The organism is Rhodococcus sp. GQ147 (assembly GCF_059759155.1).
The window spans coordinates 1-19,141 of the sequence record NZ_JCAXDU010000011.1; the positions used below are offsets into that span (position 1 = coordinate 1).

Genomic DNA, 19,141 nt, shown 5'->3' on the forward strand with positions numbered 1-19,141 from the left:
CCATCGCTCCCGAACCTTCCGATTCGTTCACTCCGGGGTGATTGTCCATCAAGAGGTCTCTTCGACCTCCGGGGCCACCGACCTTACCAGAAGAATCGGGGGCTCGTAACCAAGTTCAGGCGCCTTCGTCCAACCTCGTTGTCCCGTTCCTCTCGGCCCGGGTCGGTGTCCGTGTCGCTCTGACCTGGAATAAGTTACGCGAGGATCAACTCCCTGCCAAATCGCCTGTTCAGAGGGGGTAGTCCTTGAGAAAAGCCCAGGTGAATGTCTCCGAGAGGCGCCGACCGGACCGAAATCGCTTCCGGTGACGCCGGACACAGGGCCCGAACAGGGTTTCCTCCCTAGTGAGACAGAAGTCGGCCTTCCTCGACACCCACCCGCTCGATGGTTCCGCCGAGCTCCTGGAGGATCTCGACGAACCGCGGATAACCACGGTCGATGTGGTAGACGTCGTGCACTTCCGTGACCCCGTCCGCACACAGGCCGGCGAGCACCAGACCTGCGCCCGCACGAATGTCCGATGCCCACACGGGAGCACTCGACAACTGCTCCACTCCCCGCACGACCGCGTGGTGGCCGTCGGTGCGGGCGTCCGCTCCGAGACGCACCATCTCCTCGACGAACCGGAACCGTGCTTCGAAGACGTTCTCGGTGATCATCGACGTCCCGTCGGCGATGGCCGCGAGACCGATGGCCATGGGCTGCAGGTCGGTGGGGAATCCCGGATACGGCAACGTCGCGAAGTTGACGGCACGGGGCCGCTCCTTCTGCACGACGTGGAATCCGTCTGCCAACGGCATGACTTCGGCGCCGGCACTGCGCAACTTGTCCAGCACCAACGCGAGATGCTTCGGATTGACGCCACGGACGGCGATATCGCCCCGCGTCATCACAGCTGCGATCCCCCACGTCGCCGCAACGATCCGGTCGCCGATGCACCGGTGCTCGGTGGGACGGAGGGACGAGACTCCCGAGACCCGCAGCGTCGTACTGCCCGCACCGGTGATCCGTGCCCCCATGCGGACGAGCATGTTGCACAGGTCGACGATCTCGGGTTCGCGGGCCGCGTTGTCGATGGTCGTATCCCCCTTGGCGAGGACCGCGGCCATGAGGATGTTCTCTGTCGCTCCCACCGAAGGGAACGCCAGACGGATGGTGGCACCGTGCAGATCGTCCGCTTCCGCGACGACGCATCCGTGCTCGATCGACGAATGGGCGCCGAGCAGTCGCAGACCCGCCTGGTGCATGTCGAGCGGACGGGAGCCGATGGCGTCGCCGCCGGGCAGCGCCACGATCGCCTTGCGGCAGCGTGCAACCAGCGGGCCGAGTACGCAGACCGACGCCCGGAACTGCCGCACTGCCGCGAAGTCTGCGCGGTACTCGGGTTCGGCAGGCGTCGTGATGCGTACGGCGTCGCCTTCGAGTTCGACCTCGCAGCCGAGTCCACGCAGGACGTCGGCCATCAGGGGCACGTCGAGGATGTCGGGGCAGTTGGTGATCGTGGTGGTGCCCTCGGCGAGCAGCGCCGCAGCCATCAACTTGAGGACGCTGTTCTTGGCACCCCCGACGACGACGTCGCCGGAAAGGCGGTTCCCACCTGTGACAAGAAAGCGTTCACTCACAACGACACAGCGTAACGGGCGTGTCCGCGGGAAGAGCAGAGCCGGTACCGTGACGCGCATGGCAGTCCACCTGACACGGATCTATACGCGCACCGGAGACGACGGAACAACGGGGCTCAGCGACTTCTCGCGCGTCTCGAAGAACGATCCTCGTCTGGTCGCCTACGCCGATTGCGACGAGACCAACGCGGCGATCGGTGTGGCCCTCGCACTGGGAGCGCTCCCGGAACGGCTCGTCCCGGTACTCCGACAGATTCAGAACGATCTCTTCGATGCCGGCGCGGATCTGTCGACGCCCGTGGTCGAGAACCCGAAGTACCCGCCGCTGCGGATAACCCAGCAGTACATCGACCGGCTCGAGGGCTGGTGCGACGAATTCAACGAGGAGCTGGAACCGCTCAACTCGTTCATTCTTCCGGGCGGCACGCCGGGGGCGGCTCTGTTGCACACCGCCAGGACGGTGGCACGACGTGCGGAACGGTCGGCGTGGGCGGCGGTGGACGCGGCTCCGGACGACACGAACGTCCTGCCCGCGAAGTACCTGAACCGGCTCTCGGATCTGCTGTTCATCCTGGGCCGGATCGCGAACCCGGACGGCGACGTGCTGTGGAAGCCGGGAGCGGGCGCGTGAAGAAGTCCCTCTAGAGGGGGCGGCGGCGCTGCGACCGGCCGTCGGGCCTGGATTCGACCCAGGACATGAAGGCCATCAAAGCGCCGCTGTCGAGCGCGATCTCGTACGAGTCGTCGCGGTCGATCACATCGAGGATCACGATGTCCTCGGTCATGATGTCGAATTCACTGCCTTCCGGCTTCCGTCGCGAACGCACATCGATGCCCTGACGGGTCAGTCGTACGTCGGGTCCGGGCCGAAGGCTCGAAAGCTTGTAGAACGCGAGTGTCTCGTCGCCGTACCGAACGATTCCGTGCCTCCAGCCGGAACCCTCGTTCTGAGGCATCACTCGCAGAATGGCGGCGGTACCCCCGCCGCGCAGGGCAAAGAGGCGGTACAACAAAGCCGCGACGGAGACCGCGAGCAGCACCACAAGGATACTGAGAATCAGAAATCCAGGTGACACTGCTCGTCGGCTCCGTCGCGGCTTCTCGTTGTTCGACGATCAGGCTCGTTCGACAGCCCGCAGGCGGCCGCGGGCCGCTGCGATCTCCGACTCGTCACGATCTGCATCGTTCAGAGTCGACTTGGCTGCCTCGACGTCGATGTCCTCCACGCGGTCGGCGGCTTCGGCGAGCACCGTCACCGTCGTCGCGGTCACCGAGAGGAATCCGCCATGGACGGCCATGACGATCCGCTCACCGTCCGCGGTCCTGACGGACACGACGCCACCCTCGACGAGCTGGCCGAGCACGGGCTCGTGACCGGGCATGATGCCGATCTCGCCCTCGGTGGTCTGGGCGGTGACGAGAGTCGCCGATCCGGACCACACACGCTCCTCGACGGCAACGATGTCCACGCTCATCTCAGCCACGGTGGCCTACTTTCCGGCGATCTTCTTGGCTGCAGCCTCGACGTCGTCGAGTCCACCGCAGCTGTTGAACGCCTGCTCGGGCAGGTGGTCGAACTCGCCCTTGCACACGCGGTCGAAGGCCTCGATGGTGTCGGCGAGCGGCACGACCGAACCCGGCTGACCCGTGAACTTCTCGGCGACGATGAAGTTCTGGCCGAGGAACTTCTGGAGACGACGGGCACGGGCGACCGTGACCTTGTCTTCTTCGGAGAGCTCGTCCATACCGAGGATGGCGATGATGTCCTGCAGTTCCTTGTACTTCTGCAGGATGCGCTTGACCTCGTTGGCCACCCGGAAGTGGTCGGCACCGACGATGCCCGGCTCGAGGATTCGCGAGGTCGACGTCAGCGGGTCCACAGCGGGGTAGATACCCATCTGCGAGATCGGACGCGAGAGCTCGGTGGTCGCATCGAGGTGAGCGAACGTCGTGGCCGGCGCGGGGTCGGTGTAGTCGTCGGCGGGCACGTAGATCGCCTGCAGCGAGGTGATCGAGCGGCCACGCGTCGAGGTGATGCGCTCCTGGAGCTCACCCATCTCGTCCGCGAGCGTGGGCTGGTAACCCACGGCCGACGGCATACGGCCGAGGAGGGTCGAAACCTCCGAGCCGGCCTGCGTGAAGCGGAAGATGTTGTCGATGAACAGGAGCACGTCCTGTCCCTGGACGTCGCGGAAGTACTCCGCCATCGTCAGGGCCGACAGGGCGACGCGCATACGCGTGCCCGGCGGCTCGTCCATCTGGCCGAAGACGAGGGCGGTGTCCTGGAGGACGCCCATCTCTTCCATCTCGAGGTGGAGGTCGGTGCCCTCACGGGTGCGCTCACCGACGCCGGCGAACACCGACGTACCGGAGAACTCACGCGCGATACGGGTGATCATCTCCTGGATCAGAACGGTCTTGCCGACACCGGCACCACCGAACAGACCGATCTTGCCGCCCTTCACGTACGGGGTCAGCAGGTCGATGACCTTGATGCCGGTCTCGAGGATCTCGGTCTTGCCCTCGAGTTGGTCGAAGGCCGGGGGCTTGCGGTGGATGCCCCACTGCTCGCCGTCGCGTCCGGTGCCCGGCGCGTCGAGGCAGTCGCCCAGCGCGTTGAACACGTGGCCCTTGACGACGTCGCCGACGGGAACCGAGATCGGCTTGCCGGTGTCGCTGACGGGGGCGCCACGCACCAGGCCGTCGGTGGGCTGCATCGAGATCGTGCGGACCAGGTTGTCACCCAGGTGCTGCGCGACTTCGAGGGTCAGGGTCTTCGCCACGGACGGCAGAGTGACCTCTGCGTGCAGGGCGTTGAACAGCTCGGGCACGGCGCCACGCGGGAATTCCACGTCGACGACGGCGCCGATGACGCGGACGACGCGCCCGGCAAGGGCCGACGCCGCACCGGCGTTGTTGTCGGTTACTGCTGCGGTCATTGTGGTTCAGTCACTTCCTGCACTCGAGGCGAGCGCACCGGCACCGCCGACGATCTCGCTGATTTCCTGGGTGATCTGGGCCTGCCGGGCCTGGTTCGCCTGACGGCTGAGGGTGTTCACCAATTCCGTGGCATTGTCCGTCGCGGCCTTCATGGCGGTACGACGGGCTGCCGACTCGGAGGCCGCCGCGTCCAGCAGCGACGCGTAGATGCGCGTGCTGATGTACTTCGGCAGGAGAGCCTCGAGCAGAACTCCGGCCTCCGGCTCGAAGTTGTACACGGCCTGCGGTCCCTCGTTGTCCGTGGCGCGGCGTCCGTCGGTGAGCATGTCCTCGCCGAGGTCGATCTCGTCCTCGGTGATGCTCACTTCGAGCGGAGCCATTCTGCGAACCTGGGGGGTCTGGGTCAGCATCGACACGAAGCGGGTGTAGACGATGTGCAGTTCGTCGACGCCCTCGATGGTGCCCTCGCCGTTCGGTGCGGGCACCTCGGTGCCCGAACCCGCCATGAACAGCTCGACCAGGTGACGGCTCGCCTTCGCGGCGTCCGTGTAACGGGGGTCCTGCGAGAAGCCCGTCCAGGCAGCGGCCACTTCACGCTCACGGAACGTGTAGTAGCCGAGGCCCTTACCGCCCATCACGTACAGCACAGGCTCCTTGCCCTCGCTGAGGAGCAGCTGACGCAGCTCCTCGGCTTCCTTGAGGACGTTGGAGTTGTAACCGCCGGCCATACCGCGGTCGCTGGTCACGACCAGCACTGCGGCACGCTTGGGGTTCTCGCGCTCGTTGAGCAGGGGGTGATCCAACGAGGCCGACGCACTCGCCAGCTCGGAGAGCACCTTGGTGATCTCCTCGGCGTACGGCTTGGACGCTGCCACTCGGGCCTGGGCCTTCGTGATACGCGACGTCGCGATCAGTTCCTGCGCCTTGGTGATCTTCTTGGTCGAGTTGACCGACTTGATCCGCGAGCGCAGTTCGCGCAAGTTCGCCATTCGTCGATCACACTCCCTTCACTGGACGCTGGGTCATGGACTCCCCGCTCACTTGCGAACGGTGGTGCGCTTGACGGAGACCTGCTCCTGCTGGATCTCGTCGGCACCGAGGGCCTCGGCCTCTGCCTCGTTCACGACACGGCTGCCGTCGGAGGCGATGAAGCCCTCCTTGAACTTGGCGGTCGCGGCGCGGAGGGCCTCGATCGACTCGTCGGACAGGGCCTTGCCACCGGCGATCTGCTCGTAGACGCCTGCGGCGTTGCGGTGCAGATCCTCGAGGAGCTCGGTCTCGAAGCGACGCACGTCCTCGACCGGAACCGAGTCGAAGACACCTTCGCCGGCGAGGTAGATCGACACGATCTGGTCCTCGACTGCGATGGGCGCGTACTGGTCCTGCTTGAGGAGCTCGACGAGACGCTGACCGCGCTCGAGCTGAGCCTTCGACGCGGCGTCGAGGTCGGAGGCGAAGGCGGCGAAGCCTTCGAGCTCACGGAACTGCGCGAGCTCGAGACGCAGCGAACCGGAGACCTTCTTCATGCCCTTGGTCTGGGCGGCGCCACCGACTCGGGAAACCGAGATACCGACGTTGATGGCGGGGCGGACACCCTTGTTGAACAGGTCGGACTCGAGGAAGACCTGGCCGTCGGTGATGGAGATGACGTTGGTCGGGATGTAGGCCGACACGTCGTTCGCCTTGGTCTCGATGATCGGCAGGGCCGTCAGCGAGCCGCCACCGAGCTCGTCGGAGAGCTTGGCGGAGCGCTCCAGCAGACGCGAGTGCAGGTAGAAGACGTCGCCGGGGTATGCCTCGCGGCCCGGCGGACGACGCAGCAGCAGCGAGATGGCGCGGTAGGCCTCGGCCTGCTTGGTCAGGTCGTCGAACACGATGAGGACGTGCTTGCCCTGGTACATCCAGTGCTGGCCGAGGGCCGAACCGGTGTAGGGGGCGAGCCACTTGAAGCCGGCGGAGTCGGAGGCCGGAGCCGCGACGATGGTGGTGTACTCCATCGCGCCGTTCTCCTCGAGTGCCTGCTTGACACCCGCGATGGTCGAGCCCTTCTGGCCGATCGCGACGTAGATGCAGCGGACCTGCTGTTTCGGGTCGCCGGTCTCCCAGTTCGCCTTCTGATTCAGGATCGCGTCGATGCAGACGGCGGTCTTGCCCGTCTTGCGGTCGCCGATCACGAGCTGACGCTGGCCACGGCCGATCGGGGTCATCGCGTCGATGGCCTTGATGCCGGTCTGCAGCGGCTCCTCGACCGGCTGGCGCTCCAGCACGGTCGCGGCCTGCAGCTCGAGGGCGCGGGTCTCATCGGCTTCGATGTCGCCGAGGCCGTCGATCGGCTGACCGAGCGGGTTCACGACTCGACCGAGGAAGTTGTCGCTCACCGGCACCGACAGAACGTCGCCGGTCCGCTTGACTTCCTGGCCTTCCTCGATGGTCTGGAAGTCGCCCAGGATAACGGCACCGATCTCGGTGGCCTCGAGGTTGAGGGCCACGCCGAGGACGCCACCGGGGAACTCCAGCAGCTCGTTGGCCATCGCCGACGGCAGACCGCTGATGTGCGCGATGCCGTCACTGGTGTCGACGACCACGCCGACCTCCTCGCGGGAGGCCTCCGGGGAGTAGCTCGCGGTGTAATTGTCAATCGCGCTACGGATCTCGTCGGAGGAGATCGTCAGCTCCGCCATGTTCTTCCTGCTCTCGGTATCTGGTCTTCGAAAAGATCTATGTGTGTGTTCGGTAGTGGACTACGTGAGGCTCTTGCGCACTGCAGCGAGTCGACCCGCGGCACTACCGTCGATGACCTCGTCGCCCACCCGGACGACCAATCCACTGAGAAGCTCGGGATCGACCTCGACGTGAACCGTCACAGGCTTCCCGTAGATGCGGGTCAGGGTCGCGGTGAGCCGCTCCTCCTGCTTCGCATCGAGCGGTGCCGCGCTGCGGACGTGCGCGACGGCACGGTCCCGCTGGGCCGCGGCGAGCGCCGACAACTCGTCGAACGTCTCGGCCGGCGACTTGCTCAGCCGACCGACCGCGTGGACCGCCAGCGCCTCGGTGACTGCGGTGACCTTGCCGTACAGCAGGCGCGTCAGCAGATCACGCTTGGCCGAAGCCGGGGTGCTGCGATCCGAGAGCGTCTGCTCGAGCTCCGGGTCGCCTGCCACGATGCGACCGAGGCGGAACAGTTCGTCCTCGACGGTGTCGAGCTGGTCCTGGTCCGCTGCGGCCTTCAGCAGTGCCTCACGGCCGAGCTGGACGAGCGAGTCGGTCAGGTCGGACTGTGCCGACCAGTCCTGTCCCGCTGCGGCCTTGACGGTCGCGAGGGTCTGGGCCGAAACCTTGCCGCCGAAGACCTGCTCGGCCAGCCGCTCGCGAACGGCAGCCGGGGCCGAGGCGTCGGCCAGCGCGGTCCGGAGGGCGCGCTGGCTGTCGAGCGCCTCGACCACCGAGAAGAGTTCGGAACCGGCCTGAGCCGCAGCGGCAGTCGCGGCACCCGAGCCCAGGGCGGACTGCAACGCGGAACGCGTATGAGCGAGTGCCTCACGGCTTGCTGCGTACATGGTGCTCACTTTCCGGATGCAGAGTCAGCGCTGAGGGAGTCGAGTTCGTCGAGGAACCGATCGATCGAGCCGGCACGCTTCACGTCGTCCGCGAGCGCTTCGCCGAGGATCTTCTCGGCGAGATCCACGGAGCTGCGTCCGAGATCGCTACGCAGCTCGGCCACGATCTGCTGGCGCTGGGCCTGCAGCTGGTTGTGACCGGCGGCGACGATACGGTCGCTCTCCTCTTGGGCCTGCGCCTTCATGTCGGCGATGATCTGCTGGCCCTGTGCACGGGCCTCTTCACGGATCTGCGCCGCCTCGGTGCGAGCCTCGGCGAGCTGGCTACGGTACTGCTCGAGCGCGGCCGCAGCCTCCGCCTGAGCTTCCTCTGCCTTCTTGATGCCGCCTTCGATCAGCTCCGAACGCTCGTCGAGCACCTTCTGGAACATCGGAAGCACGAACTTCCAGAAGACGAATCCGACGAGGATCAGGGCGACCAGCGACCAGACGATGTCGTATGTCGCGGGGAGAAGGGGATTGGGAGTCTCCCCTTCCTCTGCCGCGAGGATCAGGATGCTGTCAGCCATTGTGATCGTCGGATCAGAAGATGAAGCCGGCGACGATGCCGATCAGCGCGAGGGCCTCGGTGAAGGCGATACCGAGGAACATCGTGGTGCGCAGCTGGCCGGCCATCTCGGGCTGACGAGCCATGCCCTCGATCGCCTTGCCGACGACGATGCCGATGCCGATGCCGGGGCCGATGGCGGCGAGGCCGTAGCCGATGGCGCCTGCACCCGAGATCGTGGTCTCCTGGGCGAGGACGTCTGCTGCCTGAAGCGCAACGCTCATTGGTGTTCCATTCCCTTTCTTGTGGCTCGGCCCCGGGAGTCGGCAACCGAGTCAGTCTTTGTGTAGATGTGGGTCGTGCCGTTCGTCGAGCTAGTGCTCTTCGGCGTGCAGGGCCAGGTCGATGTACACCGCGGTGAGCAGCGCGAAGATGTAGGCCTGCAGGACGATCACCAGGAGCTCGAAGAAGGTGAACGCGATTCCGCCGATGAGAGAACCGATGCCGAACACCTTCATGAAGCCGTCGGAATCGAAGAAGAAGAACTGCGTGGCACTGAAGAACAGCACGAGCATGATGTGACCGGCCAGCATGTTGGCCATGAGACGAATGGTCAGTGTGAACGGCCGCAGAATGAACGTCGAGACGAACTCGATCGGGATCACCAGCACGTGGAGAGCGGGCGGCAGGTTCGGGATGACGATGCTGCTCTTGACGTAGCGGAAGAATCCGTACTTCTTGATGCCCACATAGTTGAAGACGATGTAGGCGAGTGCCGCGAGCACGATCGGCATACCGATTCGTGCGTTGGACGAGATGTTGAGGAACGGGATGACCGATGTCAGGTTCAGACCGACCACCAGGAAGAAGATGGTGACGATCACCGGGAGGAACCGGCGTCCCTGTTCCTTACCGAGGATGTCCTCGGCGATGTGGATCCGGACGAAGTCGAGCATGATCTCGGCGACGTTCTGCACGCCCCGCGGCACGATCTTCGGACTCCGCAACGCGAAGAAGAAGAACAGCGCGACGATCAGGGCGACGGCGACGCGGATGAGCATCAACCGGTCCATCTCGAAGGGGGTTCCTTCGAACAGGACTGCCGGTGGGAAAAAATCAGCTAGTGACGGCGCGTGGAATTCTCCGGCTGCCAAGGTGGTGACGCTCAGCGCTCTCTCCCGTAGTCGGCCGCAGGCATGCCGTCTGCGGTTCGATCGGACATTGACGATCCAGAAGTCGACCAGGTCGGCTCGCGTATTCGCCAGTGGTCCGAACCGCGTGAACGGTCCCGCTTCCTGCCGGTGTCGGCGACTCTCGTCGACTCGGCGGCCATTTGAACACGACCGCCTACGAAGTCACAACTGCGCACCCTCTTCGAACCCGATGCGGGCAGCGTCACTCTCGTAGAACTCACCCTACCAACTGCTCTACGACAGTGCGTAGGTGGGTTCCTACGTGGGGGGTTATGGACAAGCGGTGCTACTACCGATCGTCGTTGTCGGATCCGGACGACGCCTGGGGATCGACGTACAGGGCACGTTGCGAGAGCACCCCGTAGGTCTCGGCTCCCAGAACGATGACCAGGGCGAACACGATGGTGAGGACGAGCGCGTTGCGGTTGTAGAAGTCGAGCGAGTCGAGCGAGCCCATCACGACGATGGCGAGGATCAGCTTCAGCAGCCAGGTGCCGAGAAGTACGGCTCCGGCGGTCATCGCCGGCATCTTCGACGTCAGGAGAACGCCGAGTGCGGTGAAGAGGATGAACCCTCCGCCGACGGCCGCTCCGATGAGTGCACCCCACAGACCGGGCATCCCGGCGACGAGCACCGAGATCACCGACGCCACGACGGCGAGCGCGAGAAGACCGAGGGCGCCGTACCGCACGGCCGCGCGCATCGGCGCGATCGGGTCGGGCAGCGAGGGCAGGCCGTGGTCGGGTTCGGGATGATCCGGGTTCGTCACGATATCCGAGCCTAACCGACCTCTCGGGAGTGCCCCGGCGGCGTCTCCCCCGACTCGTCGTGCCGCCGCAGCGACGGCACAGCGGTCACGACGAGGGCGAACACGAGACCGCCTGCGAGGATCAACACCACCGCCCGCCGGTCGAGCAGCGAGGAACCGACAGCCCCGAAGGCCAGGATTCCGACCCACAGGTAGAGCAGCAGCACCACGCGACGGTGCGAGTGCCCGATCTGCAGCAGGCGGTGGTGGAGGTGCATCTTGTCGGGGCTGAAGGGGCTGACGCCGGCCCGGGTGCGCCGCACGATCGCGAGGAGCAGGTCGAGGATCGGGATGAACATCACGGCACCGACCAGGATCAGCGGCGAGAGCAGACCGAGCAGGTCGCGCGAACCGTAGGCGCTGAGCGGGATGAGGCCCGAGGCGCTTGTGGAGATTGCGGCGAGCATGAGACCGATGAGCATGGACCCGGAGTCGCCCATGAAGATCTTGGCGGGCTGGAAGTTGTGCGGCAGGAAGCCGAGGCAGGCGCCGGCGAGGGCCGCGGCCATGAGGGCCGGCGGGTAGGCGGAGACGTCGCCGCCCTGATCGAGCAGCAGACCCACGGAGAACGCGCAGATCGCGAGTGCGGCGATGAGACCCAGTCCGGCCGCGAGTCCGTCGAGCCCGTCGACGAAGTTCATCGCGTTGATCGTCACCGCGGCGACGGCGACGGTGATGAGACCGCCCTGGAGCTGGTCGAGTACGAGTGTCGAGGCACTGAACGGGTCGTAGATGACGATCCAGCTCACGCCCATGATCACGAGCACGCCGGCCGCGGTGACCTGGCCGGCGAACTTGGTGAGCGCGTCGAGTCCCCAGCGGTCGTCGACGATGCCGACGACGACGATGATCGAGGCCGCGGCGAGCGCCGCCCCCATATCCGGGGTGAATTCGAAACCCCTTGTCAGGGCAGGCAATTGCTGAGCGAAGACGATTCCCGCGACGAGGCCGATGTACATGCCGACCCCACCCATCCGCGGGGTCGGGGTCACGTGCACGTCGCGGTCGCGGGGAACGGCGACCGCTCCGAACTTCAGCGCGAGGATCCGCACCACACCGGTCGCGAGGAAGGTCACCACCGCGGCGGTGAGCAGGACGAGGAGAAGCTCCCGGATGGGAACGCCGGCGCCGCGCCCGGCCTGGGCGAGCAGTACGGCGGTGGTGTCGGCTGCAGTCACGTGCTCCGTTCCTCCGCCGCTACTCCCCGCCGGACCGAAGGCGCTCGGGATCGTCGCCGAGCACCTCCGCGAGTGCTTCGGCCGTCACCGCGCCTTCGCGCAGGATGCGCGGGCGGTCGCCCGTGAGGTCGACGATCGTCGATGCGACCCCGTGCTCTGCCGGGCCACCGTCGAGATAGACACTCGCCGATGCTCCGAGTTGCTCGCGCGCCTCGGTGACGTTCGTGGCGGGGGGCCGACCGGAGACGTTGGCGCTGGAGACCGCGAGCGGACCGACCTCGCGCAGCAGTTCCAGGATGACGGGGTGCAGCGGCATGCGGAGCATGACGGTGCCGCGGGTGTCGCCGAGATCCCAGGCCAGGGACGGTGCCTGGTGCACCACGAGGCTGAGTCCGCCCGGCCAGAACGCGCGGATCAACTCCCGCGCCTCGGGACGCACCGAGGCGACGAGACCGTCGATGGTCGTCCAGGAGCCGACGAGGACCGGCACCGGCATGTCGCGGCCGCGCCCCTTCGCGCGCAGGAGCGCCGTTACGGCGTCGGAGTCGAAGGCGTCGGCAGCGATGCCGTACACCGTGTCGGTGGGTACGACGACGAGTCGTCCGGCCTTGAGTGCGCCGCGCGCCGCGTTGAGTCCGGCGGCGCGCGAAGCTTCGTTGTTGCAGTCGTACACGGTGCTCACGCGCTCATCCTTCCACTTCGGCCGCAATCGGCACCGGACGGGTCCTGCCCGTCAGCCGTCCGCCGCAGACCGTACCGACTTCATGCGGTCGGCCTCCACCGCCGTGGGAACACGGTGCGCGGTCACGAAGCGGGCCTTCCCGGCGAGGTCGGGGTGCCGCACGACGTCGCCGAACACCCGACGCTGCTCGAACAGTTCGGCGACCAGCAGGCTGTGCGTGTCGTCGTGCTCAACCGCTGCCGCTCCCCCGATCCGCAGCCACCGCGCAATGTTGGAAACCATGGGCCGGATGACGGACAGTCCGTCCGCTCCCCCGAAGAGCGCCGAGTGCGGATCGTGTTCGACCACCTCGGGTTCGAGGTCGGCTCCTTCCGGGATGTAGGGCGGGTTGGCGACCACCAGGTCGACACTGCCTTCGAGGTTGGTGAGCAGCATGCGGTCGGTGACATCGCCCTGGTACAGCCGGATCGGGGAGTCCCCTTCCTCCGCGCGGGTCTCGGCGTTCCGACGCGCCCAGGCGAGAGCCTTCGCTTCGAGTTCGACGGCGTGGACCTCGGCGTCGGGACGCGCATGCGCGATCGCCAGCGCCAGCGCGCCGGATCCGGTGCACAGGTCGAGGACGACCGGGTTGCGGCTGCCGTGTCGTTCGAGGAAGGCCAGCGCCCAGCCGAGCAGCAGTTCCGTCTCGGGTCGCGGGACGAACACCCCCGGCCCCACTGCCAGGTCGATCTCCCCCATCGGCGAGGTGCCGGTGATGTACTGCAGAGGAATCCGCTTCGCCCGCTGTTCGACCATCGAGCGGTAGGCGTCGATGGTCGTCGCCTCGACGAGCGGGACCAGACCGAGTCGCCCGCGCTCGATGCCGAGCAGGTGCGCTGCGAGAAGTTCGGCGTCGACCCGGGGACTCGGGACTCCGGCTTCCTCGAGGACCGATGCCGCTTCGATGATGGCCAGGCGCAGAGGTTGACGGCTCACGCCTTACAGCGTGCCACGACCTCGTACCTGCACTACGCCGAGGTAGCCCTCGCATTGCACGCAGAACACCCGGACCGGACATCGAGGGTGTTTCCGACAACGTGATTGACGGCACGGCGGGATGGGCACCCGAACGAGGACCGATACCTTCCGGTCGGTTTCATCGACAGAAAGGGATTGCTCCATGAAGACGCGGACTGTGCGTGGAATCACCGTCCTTGCCGCTGCGGGTGCGACCGCCTTCGCGGCCCCTGCTCTCGCGAGTGCCGAGCCCATCGACTTCCAGCCGATCCCCATCGGATGCCCGGCGGGTATCGGCGTGGTCGACACGGAGACCGCTCTCGCCGAGGAGGACGCGGAGCCCGGCCAGATCGAGTACGAGATCGAGCAGGAGGGCAGCGGAGGAGGCCAGATCAGCTGGGTGAACCTGAGGACGCTGCAGCTGGGTGGTGGTGTCCTTCCGGACGCAATCGACGAGGAGGAACCTGCCGTCGCTCTCCAGACCGGTGACGGACTCGTCGTCAGCGCAGTCTGGGGTGCCCATCAGAACGCCGGCGGCGAGGGCTGCTTCCTGCTGCCGGGCGTCGATCTCACGAACGTTCCACCGGCGGCGGTCGAGGACGGCGAGGCCGGTCAGGGCGACGACACTCCTGCCTGATCCCCTGGCGACGAGCCCGGTTCGCGGTTACTCCGCCGCGAGCCGGGCCTCTCTGTCTGCGGCGCCCAGGGCGTCGAGCAGCGCGTCGAGTTCGCCGTCGAGCACCGCGTCGAGGTTGTGGGACTTGAAGCCGATGCGGTGATCGGTGATCCGGTTCTCCGGGAAGTTGTAGGTGCGGATGCGCTCCGACCGGTCGACGGTCCGGACCTGGCTGGCGCGACCCGCTGACGCCTCGGCCTCGGCAGCTTCTTCGGCCGCTGCCTGCAGGCGCGCCGCGAGGACCTGTATCGCGCGGGCCTTGTTCTGCAGCTGCGAGCGTTCGTTCTGGCAGGTCACCACGATGCCGGTGGGAAGGTGCGTGATGCGCACGGCAGAGTCGGTGGTGTTGACACCCTGACCACCCTTGCCGGACGACCGGTAGACGTCGATGCGCAGGTCGCTCTCGTCGATCTGCACCTGCTCGACCTCGTCGGGCTCGGGGTAGACGAAGACGCCGGCCGCGGAGGTGTGCACACGTCCCTGCGACTCGGTGACGGGCACACGCTGGACGCGGTGCACGCCGCCCTCGAACTTCAGGCGGGACCACACGCCGTCGCGCACGTCGGTCCGCGACTTGATCGACAGCGTGACGTCCTTGTAGCCGCCGAGATCGGAGTAGGTGGCACCGAGGACCTCGACGCGCCAACCGGCACGTTCGGCGTAGCGCGTGTACATCCGGGTGAGATCGCCGGCGAACAGGGCGGATTCTTCGCCGCCCTCACCGGACTTGACCTCGAGGACCACGTCGTCGCTGTCGTGCGGGTCGCGCGGGGCGAGCAGGTCGGTGAGCGAGCGGTCGAGCTCGGCGACCTGCGCCTCGAGGTCGTCGACCTCGGATGCGAAAGTCGCGTCGTCGGCGGCGAGTTCGCGCGCCGCCTCGAGGTCCTCGCGGGCCTGCTTCAGAGCGTTGTAGGTCGACATCACGGGGGCGAGTTCGGCGAACCGCTTGCCCACCCGACGCGCTGCTGCAGGATCGTCGTGCAGCGACGGGTCGGACAGCTGCTGCTCCAGACCCGCGTGTTCGGCCAGGATGTCGTCGATGGCCGACGGCTTGGTCTGCCCCGCCATGAGTGTGCTCCGCTCTGATTTCGGTCTTGCAATGAAAAAGCCGACGCCCGGCCTGCACGAGGGCAGTACCGGGCGTCGGCGTGACAGCTAGTTGTCGGAAGCGGCCTTCTTCGGAGCACGCTTGCCGTAGCGAGCCTCGAAGCGCGCGACGCGTCCACCGGTATCGAGGATCTTCTGCTTGCCGGTGTAGAACGGGTGGCAGTTGGAGCAGACTTCGACGTTGATACGTCCCGACTCCTTGGTGCTGCGCGTCTCGAACGTGTTACCGCAACCGCAGACGACGGTCGTCGTCACGTAGTTGGGGTGGATTCCTGCCTTCATGGTGTCCCTTTCATGGCCGCCGGGTCGCCTTCGCGGGTCGAAGACGTGAACCGGAGCCGGACTGAGCCTGCCGATTATGCCAAACGTAGGGCCCCGGGAGGAAATTCCCCGGGGCGCCGACGTCAGTCGTCGAGTGCCCCCGGTGCGGTCTTCGCCACATTCATGAGGAACTCGATGTTCGTCTTGGACTTCTTGAGCCGGTCGATGAGCAGATCGATCGCCTGGTGCGAATCGAGGCCCGAAAGCACGCGGCGGAGCTTGTGCACCACGGCGAACTCGTCGGGGCTCATGAGCAGCTCGTCCTTGCGGGTACCGGACGGGTTGACGTCGACCGCCGGGAACACGCGCCGCTCGGCGATCTTCCGGTCGAGCTTGAGCTCGGCGTTACCCGTGCCTTTGAACTCCTCGAAGATCACTGTGTCGCCGGTGGAACCGGTCTCGACCATCGCGGTGGCGATGATCGTGAGCGATCCGCCGTTCTCGATGTTGCGGGCGGCACCGAGGAAACGCTTCGGCGGGTACAGCGCGGTCGAGTCGACACCACCGGAGAGGATGCGTCCGGATGCCGGCGACGAGTTGTTGTACGCGCGGCCGAGACGGGTGATGGAGTCGAGGAGCACCACGACGTCCTGGCCCATCTCCACGAGACGCTTCGCACGCTCGATGGCGAGCTCGGCGACCGAGGTGTGATCCGACGGCGGCCGGTCGAAGGTCGAGGCGATGACCTCACCCTTCACCGAACGCTGCATGTCGGTGACCTCTTCGGGACGCTCGTCGACGAGCACGACCATCAGGTAGCACTCGGGGTTGTTGACGGCGATCGCGTTCGCGATGTCCTGGAGGACGGTGGTCTTACCGGCCTTCGGCGGCGACACGATGAGTGCACGTTGACCCTTACCGATCGGCATGACCAGGTCGATCACGCGCGTGGTGAGGATGTTCGGCTGGGTCTCGAGGCGCAGTCGCTGGTTGGGGTACAGCGGCGTGAGCTTGTTGAACTCGGGGCGGCGCTTGGCCGAGTCGACCTCGCGGCCGTTGACGGTGTCGAGACGAACCAGCGGGTTGAACTTCTGACGCTGGTTGCCTTGCTCGCCCTCACGGGGGACCCGCACGGCGCCGGTGATGGCGTCGCCGCGGCGCAGGCCGTTCTTGCGCACCATGTTCATCGACACGTACACGTCGTTCGGGCCGGCGAGGTAGCCGGAGGTGCGGACGAACGCGTAGTTGTCGAGGACGTCGAGAATGCCGGCGACCGGCTGCAGGACGTCGTCCTCGCGGATCTCGGGCTCGCGCGAGTCCGAACCGCTCTCGCCGCGGTCGCGTCCACGACGACGCTCACGGAAGCGACGACCCCGACGACCGCGGCCACCTTCCTCGTCGTCTCCCCCACGGTTGTCCTGGCCCTGGCGCGGACCCTGGTTACCGCCGTCGCGATCGCCGGCGTCCTGGTTGCGGTCACCCTGGTTACGGTCGCCCTGGTTACGGTCGCGGCGCGAGGAGCCGTCGCCGGAGTTACGGTCCTGGCCACGCTCGCGGTGCGAGTCGCGATCCTGGACCTTGTCGCGCTGCGAGTCGCGATCCTGGCGACCGTCCTCGGACGCGTCGGCACCCTCGGTCTGCTGGTTCTGGTCGGCGTTGTCGCCACCGCGGCGTCCGCGACGGCCACGGCCGCGGCGGTTACCGTCGGATTCGTTGTCGCCACTGGGGGTCTGGCCGCCCTGCGGCTTCTCCTGCGAGCTTTCTTCACCGTGCTTCACGTCGGCCTTCTGCTCGGCCTGTTCGGCGTCGGCCTTCTGCTCGGCCGGTGCGGCGTCGGCCTTCTGCTCGGGCGCGGCGGTCTCGTCGGTGGCGGCACGGCCACGGCGACCGCGGGTGCCACGCGAGGGTGCTCCCTCGGGCTTGTCGGCAGTCTCGGGCTTCCCCGCCGTCTCGGTCTTCGCTGCCGCGTCGGTCTTCTCGGGGGCAGCGGTCTTCTCGGCTGCAGGCTGCTCGGCAGGTGCGGCGGCGCCGCCTCCCTGCTTCTCCTTGATCGCAGCGATGAGATCACCCTTGCGCATCCCGGAGGTGCCCTTGATTCCGAGCTCGGCGGCAAGAGTCCGCAACTCGGCAAGCACCATGCCCGAAAGGCCTGCTCCGCGGCGACCGCGCGTGGTCGTCCGGCTACCGGCCTCGGGAATGTCGAGAGCAGGTGTAGTGATCAGGTCCGTATCTGTCACGGAGATCCTTCCTTCCCTCGCTCGCTCATGCGCAGCAGAGGGTTCGTCCCGCAGATCAGTTCGTCCACTGAGCTGGGATTTGCCGTACGAGTTCAGGGAAAACGAACGGTCGGCACGTCCGCCACCACACCGAAATCCGGTAGGTGCGGTCTGTCCCCCTCCCGGATCCGGGAGCAGGTGAGGATCGATCCAGGCTCGACGCCCCGATGGAGCTGGAGTGATTACCCTGGAGAATCCGGCGACTGATACGCACGACGTGCGGACACCCCACAGAATAGCGACGATCTGTACGTAGAGCAAGAATCGCCGTGCCAGATGGGACGTGTGTGTTGCACCACCCGTCGACCTCCATCCGGCACCATCCGTCGGTCCCCCAGCACTGCGCGTCTACTCAGTCGACCTGGACGCCCTCGGCGATCTCGAGTTCGAGCACCGTCAGTTCGTCGGCCTCGGCGGCGGCCCGCAGTTCGTCGGGCAGCGCGGAGGTCGTGAGCGCGAGCACGGTCGGCCCGGCACCCGAGACGACGGCGGGGATGCCCGCCTCGCGCAGTGCGGCCACCCATTTGGTGGTGAGCGGGAGTGCGGGTGCCCGCTGGGCCTGGTGGAGCAGATCCTGCGTTGCCGGCATCAGCAGCTCGGGCCGCTCGGTGAGCGCGACGACCGCGAGAGCCGCTCGGCTGACGTTGAACGCCGCGTCCCGATGTGGGACGAGTTCGGGCAGCAGGCCCCGGGTGTGGGCCGTCGACGAACGGACCGACGGGACGAAGGCGTACGCCTTGATGTCCGGGTGCACACGCAGGCTCACCGCGCGGTAGGTCCGCTGTTCGGAGTCGACTTCGACCTCGGTCCACGACACCACTGCCCCACCGAGGACGCTCGCGGAGGCGTTATCGGGATGGCCCTCGAACTCGGAGGCGAGCTGCACGAGCTGCTCGTCGTCGAGGACGCGCTCGGGAGCGATCTTGCGGACGAGCCCGTTGGCCGCTGCCAGCCCTCCCACCGCCGCCGAGGCGGAGGATCCCAGGCCACGCGAGTGCGGGATGACGTTGTGGCACACGACGTCCAGTCCGTCCGCCCACACACCGGCGGCCTCGAGTCCCCGCTCGACGGCACGGACCACGAGATGGGAGGGTCCCCACGGAACCTCCTGGGCGCCTTCCCCCTCCACCTTCACGTCGAGCCCGGAAGCCGTTGTCGTGACGGTGATCTCGTCGTACAGACCGAGGGCGAGACCCAGACAATCGAAGCCGGGACCGAGATTCGCGCTCGAAGCGGGAACCCGTGCCGTCACCGAAAGCCCCACGGGCAACGTCTGCGTCATGTCCTGATTCCCAACG

20 protein-coding genes are annotated in these 19,141 nt (G+C 66.7%); 2 read left to right on the forward strand and 18 right to left on the reverse strand.

The window, feature by feature from the left end; all coding sequences use genetic code 11:
* Positions 1-341: 341 nt before the first annotated feature.
* Complete coding sequence (murA, locus tag AC6CID_RS13920; RefSeq protein ID WP_019288974.1) at positions 342-1,622, reverse strand: UDP-N-acetylglucosamine 1-carboxyvinyltransferase; 1,281 nt, start codon at positions 1,620-1,622, stop codon at positions 342-344.
* Between the two features lie 58 nt (positions 1,623-1,680).
* Here murA and AC6CID_RS13925 point away from each other — a divergent pair, with 58 nt between their 5' ends.
* Positions 1,681-2,253 carry a cob(I)yrinic acid a,c-diamide adenosyltransferase gene (locus AC6CID_RS13925; protein WP_019288973.1) on the forward strand — a complete coding sequence of 191 codons (573 nt, stop codon included), beginning with the start codon at positions 1,681-1,683 and terminating at the stop codon, positions 2,251-2,253.
* A 10-nt stretch (positions 2,254-2,263) separates the two neighbouring features.
* Here the strand turns inward: AC6CID_RS13925 and AC6CID_RS13930 are convergent, their stop codons facing one another.
* The 13 genes from AC6CID_RS13930 to prmC all read right to left on the reverse strand — a co-directional run bounded on the left by AC6CID_RS13930 (position 2,264) and on the right by prmC (position 13,502).
* Positions 2,264-2,698: a DUF2550 domain-containing protein gene (locus tag AC6CID_RS13930; RefSeq protein WP_024103706.1), complete on the reverse strand. Its 435-nt coding sequence runs from the start codon at positions 2,696-2,698 to the stop codon at positions 2,264-2,266.
* Between the two features lie 39 nt (positions 2,699-2,737).
* Positions 2,738-3,106, reverse strand: coding sequence for a F0F1 ATP synthase subunit epsilon (locus tag AC6CID_RS13935; RefSeq protein WP_006552597.1), 369 nt, complete (start codon positions 3,104-3,106; stop codon positions 2,738-2,740).
* Between the two features lie 6 nt (positions 3,107-3,112).
* Positions 3,113-4,561 carry a F0F1 ATP synthase subunit beta gene (atpD, locus tag AC6CID_RS13940; RefSeq protein WP_016692470.1) on the reverse strand — a complete coding sequence of 483 codons (1,449 nt, stop codon included), beginning with the start codon at positions 4,559-4,561 and terminating at the stop codon, positions 3,113-3,115.
* 6 nt (positions 4,562-4,567) lie between these two features.
* The gene (locus tag AC6CID_RS13945) at positions 4,568-5,551 is read right to left on the reverse strand and encodes a F0F1 ATP synthase subunit gamma (protein ID WP_006552595.1); all 984 of its coding nucleotides are present in this window, start codon (positions 5,549-5,551) and stop codon (positions 4,568-4,570) included.
* Positions 5,552-5,599: 48 nt separating this feature from the next.
* Positions 5,600-7,243 carry a F0F1 ATP synthase subunit alpha gene (gene atpA, locus AC6CID_RS13950; protein ID WP_006552594.1) on the reverse strand — a complete coding sequence of 548 codons (1,644 nt, stop codon included), beginning with the start codon at positions 7,241-7,243 and terminating at the stop codon, positions 5,600-5,602.
* Positions 7,244-7,303: 60 nt separating this feature from the next.
* Positions 7,304-8,119 (reverse strand): F0F1 ATP synthase subunit delta, encoded by an 816-nt coding sequence (locus tag AC6CID_RS13955; RefSeq protein ID WP_024103705.1) that lies wholly within the window; start codon positions 8,117-8,119, stop codon positions 7,304-7,306.
* A gap of 5 nt (positions 8,120-8,124) precedes the next feature.
* Complete coding sequence (locus AC6CID_RS13960) at positions 8,125-8,688, reverse strand: F0F1 ATP synthase subunit B (RefSeq protein WP_006552592.1); 564 nt, start codon at positions 8,686-8,688, stop codon at positions 8,125-8,127.
* A 13-nt stretch (positions 8,689-8,701) separates the two neighbouring features.
* Positions 8,702-8,950 (reverse strand): ATP synthase F0 subunit C, encoded by a 249-nt coding sequence (locus tag AC6CID_RS13965; protein ID WP_006552591.1) that lies wholly within the window; start codon positions 8,948-8,950, stop codon positions 8,702-8,704.
* 90 nt (positions 8,951-9,040) lie between these two features.
* Complete coding sequence (gene atpB / locus AC6CID_RS13970; protein WP_170318521.1) at positions 9,041-9,820, reverse strand: F0F1 ATP synthase subunit A; 780 nt, start codon at positions 9,818-9,820, stop codon at positions 9,041-9,043.
* 328 nt (positions 9,821-10,148) lie between these two features.
* Positions 10,149-10,628: a Cg1360 family ATP-synthase-associated protein gene (locus AC6CID_RS13975; protein ID WP_006552589.1), complete on the reverse strand. Its 480-nt coding sequence runs from the start codon at positions 10,626-10,628 to the stop codon at positions 10,149-10,151.
* Between the two features lie 11 nt (positions 10,629-10,639).
* Positions 10,640-11,845, reverse strand: coding sequence for an MraY family glycosyltransferase (locus AC6CID_RS13980; protein ID WP_498354093.1), 1,206 nt, complete (start codon positions 11,843-11,845; stop codon positions 10,640-10,642).
* Positions 11,846-11,864: 19 nt separating this feature from the next.
* The gene (locus AC6CID_RS13985) at positions 11,865-12,527 is read right to left on the reverse strand and encodes an L-threonylcarbamoyladenylate synthase (protein WP_024103704.1); all 663 of its coding nucleotides are present in this window, start codon (positions 12,525-12,527) and stop codon (positions 11,865-11,867) included.
* Positions 12,528-12,578: 51 nt separating this feature from the next.
* Complete coding sequence (prmC, locus tag AC6CID_RS13990) at positions 12,579-13,502, reverse strand: peptide chain release factor N(5)-glutamine methyltransferase (protein ID WP_064062108.1); 924 nt, start codon at positions 13,500-13,502, stop codon at positions 12,579-12,581.
* Between the two features lie 184 nt (positions 13,503-13,686).
* Here prmC and AC6CID_RS13995 point away from each other — a divergent pair, with 184 nt between their 5' ends.
* Entirely contained in the window at positions 13,687-14,160 is a 474-nt protein-coding gene (locus AC6CID_RS13995) for a hypothetical protein (RefSeq protein ID WP_006552585.1), read from the forward strand.
* A 27-nt stretch (positions 14,161-14,187) separates the two neighbouring features.
* On the opposite strand, the gene prfA is transcribed toward AC6CID_RS13995, so the two are convergent.
* The 4 genes from prfA to thrB all read right to left on the reverse strand — a co-directional run bounded on the left by prfA (position 14,188) and on the right by thrB (position 19,125).
* The gene (gene prfA / locus AC6CID_RS14000) at positions 14,188-15,267 is read right to left on the reverse strand and encodes a peptide chain release factor 1 (RefSeq protein ID WP_498354094.1); all 1,080 of its coding nucleotides are present in this window, start codon (positions 15,265-15,267) and stop codon (positions 14,188-14,190) included.
* A gap of 87 nt (positions 15,268-15,354) precedes the next feature.
* On the reverse strand, positions 15,355-15,588 hold the full coding sequence (gene rpmE, locus AC6CID_RS14005) for a 50S ribosomal protein L31 (protein ID WP_230810617.1): 234 nt from the start codon (positions 15,586-15,588) through the stop codon (positions 15,355-15,357).
* Positions 15,589-15,710: 122 nt separating this feature from the next.
* Positions 15,711-17,804, reverse strand: a complete 2,094-nt coding sequence (gene rho, locus AC6CID_RS14010; RefSeq protein ID WP_072740568.1) for a transcription termination factor Rho — start codon at positions 17,802-17,804, stop codon at positions 15,711-15,713.
* Positions 17,805-18,195: 391 nt separating this feature from the next.
* Positions 18,196-19,125 (reverse strand): homoserine kinase, encoded by a 930-nt coding sequence (gene thrB / locus AC6CID_RS14015; protein ID WP_033097981.1) that lies wholly within the window; start codon positions 19,123-19,125, stop codon positions 18,196-18,198.
* Positions 19,126-19,141: the final 16 nt, after the last annotated feature.